Origin of the sequence: Kitasatospora sp. NPDC096204, assembly GCF_044763205.1 — a bacterium.
In the GTDB taxonomy this organism is placed as follows: Bacteria; Actinomycetota; Actinomycetes; order Streptomycetales; family Streptomycetaceae; genus Kitasatospora.
This window is the reverse complement of record NZ_JBIWFT010000095.1, coordinates 1-2,582: the sequence shown is the minus strand read 5'-3', so window position 1 is coordinate 2,582 and position 2,582 is coordinate 1. Positions and strand designations below refer to the sequence as shown.

The window sequence follows — 2,582 nt, the reverse complement described above, 5'->3', positions numbered from 1 at the left end:
GAACGGGTGACGGCGGTCTTCGTAAGCTCCCCGCTGGCGGCCGTATACGGCGCATTTTGTGGCCACGGGTTTCCCCGGGTACGGCCAGATATTTCTCCCCGCTCGTCCCTTGTAGTCCCGCTCGGCGACGCTGGAGCGGGTGAAGAACAGCGAGGAGATCATGGAGATCCTGGAGGCATACGACCTCACGGGGAGTTACCGCGCTGCGGCTGAGCTGGCCGGGTGCGACCACCACACCGTTGCCCGGTACGTGAAGATGCGGGCCGCCGGGCAGCAGCCCGACCGGCGTCGGCACAGGGCCCGGCAGATCGACGACTACCTGCCGAAGATCGAGGAGCTGGTGGTCCGCTCGCAGGGCAAGATCCGCGCGGACGTGGTCCACAAGAGGATCACCGCGATGGGCTTCACCGGTGGGGAACGGACCACCCGCCGCACCGTCGCCGAGGCGAAGGCCCAGTTCAGGGCCGGTCGGCGGCGGGTCTACAGGCCGTGGGTGACCGAGCCGGGGCTCTGGCTTCAGTACGACTTCGGCGACGGTCCGGTGATCAAGGGGCGCAAGACCACGCTGTTCTGCGCGTGGCTGGCCTGGTCGCGGTTCCGGGTCGTCATCCCGATCTGGGACAAGACGCTCCCGACGGTCGCGGCCTGCCTGGACGCCACGTTCCGCCGGATCGGCGGTGTCCCGGCCTACGTGCTGACCGACAACGAGAAGACGGTCACCACCGACCACGTCGCCGGGATCGCGGTCCGCAACCCCGACGTCGTCGAGGTCGCCCGGCACTACGGCACGACGATCCGCACCTGCGTTCCCGCGGACCCGGAGAGCAAGGGCGGCTCGGAGTCCACGGTGAAGATCGCAAAGGCCGATCTCGTGCCGAAGGACGTCAACCTGCGCGACCACTACCAGACCTTCGGTGAACTGGAAGCGGCCTGCCGCCAGTTCACCGAAGAGGTCAACGCCCGTATCCACAAGGCGACCCGGCGCAAGCCCGTCGAGCGGCTGGCCGAAGAGGCCCACCGGCTGCACCCGCTGCCCAAGAGCCCGTTCACCGCGGCGTTCGGCACCACCCGCCGCGTCGCATGGGACTCCACGATCTCCGTCGAGGCGGTCCGCTACTCGGTCCCGCACCAGCTGATCGACACCCGGGTCTGGGCCCGCTTCCACGGCGACGAGCTGATCGTGACCGCCGCCGACGAACACGGCCCGGCCCGCGAGGTCGCCCGCCACCAGCGCGGACAACCCGGCTCCCCGGTCCTGGACGACGCCCACTACCCACCGCGCCCGGACAAGAACACCGACCGCGTCCCGCGCGCGACCAACGCGGACGAGGCCGCGTTCCTCGCGCTCGGCCCCGGGGCGGCGTCCTGGCTGGTCGAAGCCGCGGCCGCCGGCGTCCGCAGGATCAAGGCGAAGATAGCCGAGGCCGTCGCCCTGGCGAAGCTGCACTCCGCACCGGATGTCGACCGCGCGCTTGGCACCGCCGCGGTCACCGGCCGGTTCGCCGACGCGGACCTGCTGTCCATCCTCGACTACCAGGCCGTCCACGAGCACAGCGAGCCCCACCGCCGCAGCGAGGACCACTCCCTGCAACCCGGCACCGGCGCCTGGTCCTCCTTCGGCCGCCCCGCCACCGACATTCCTGAGTTCGACGAAAGCGATCTGACCTGATGGCCGCCCCGCTCCGCACCGTTCCCGGCACCAACGGCGACCCGCTCGCCGAGGCCATTGAGCTCACTCGTCGCCTCAAACTCCCGCACATCCGCCGCTCGTTGACCGACATCATCCCCACCGCGAAGGCCCAGCGCTGGGACCCGGCCGAGGTCGTCCGCGTCCTGCTGGCCGAGGAAGCCGCCGGCCGCGACCGCGCGAACCTGCACACCCGCCGCAAGCGGGCCGGATTCCCCACCGGGAAGACCTTCGGCGACTGGGACGACGGCAAGTCCTCGATCCCCAGGGCCACCCAGGACGCCCTGAAGACGCTGGAATGGGTCGGCCGCCGCGAGTCACTTTGCATCTGCGGGCCGTCGGGGACGGGCAAGAGCCACTTCACCGAGGCCCTGGGCCAGACCGCGGTCGAGGCCGGCCTGGCGGTCTCCTGGTTCACGATCGAAGACCTCGGGTCGCTGGTCCGCCGCCACCGCGCGGACGACTCGATCGCACGGGCACTGGCCAGGATCATCCGATCCGATTTGATCATCGTCGACGATATCGGCCTGTTGCCCGTCTCCGAGGACGCCGCCGAGGGCTTCTATCGCCTGGTCGATGCCGCCTATGAGCGACGCTCGATCGCGGTTTCGAGCAACCTGCACCCCTCGGGATTCGACGAGATCATGCCGAAGACCCTGGCCACGGCCACCGTCGACCGGCTCCTCCATCACGCCCACGTCGTCGTCACCCAGGGTGATTCATTCAGGCTGACCGAGGCCACGACCGGGAAGGGAGTGAAGCCCTTCAGCTGACCCACCCCGACCGAGGGTGGGGAGAATATCTGGCCGCAGGCGGGGCGATCATGCCTTCCACCTGCGGGGATATCGCTTGGCCGCCACCGGGGCGGACTACAAAGCCGTTGACAAACGGGCGG

2 protein-coding genes are annotated in these 2,582 nt (G+C 69.7%); both read left to right on the top strand.

The features are described 5' to 3' along the window. Positions 1-139: 139 nt before the first annotated feature. Positions 140-1,669, top strand: coding sequence for an IS21 family transposase (gene istA / locus ACIQ87_RS40255; RefSeq protein ID WP_402417237.1), 1,530 nt, complete (start codon positions 140-142; stop codon positions 1,667-1,669). Beyond that, the gene (gene istB, locus ACIQ87_RS40250; protein ID WP_402417234.1) at positions 1,669-2,460 is read left to right on the top strand and encodes an IS21-like element helper ATPase IstB; all 792 of its coding nucleotides are present in this window, start codon (positions 1,669-1,671) and stop codon (positions 2,458-2,460) included. The genes istA and istB overlap by 1 nt, the downstream gene beginning before the upstream one ends. Positions 2,461-2,582: the final 122 nt, after the last annotated feature.

Coding starts and splice junctions, on each gene's coding strand:
- istB (WP_402417234.1), top strand. CDS start 1,669: ATGGCCGCCCCGCTCCGCACCGTTCCCGGCACCAACGGCGACCCGCTC.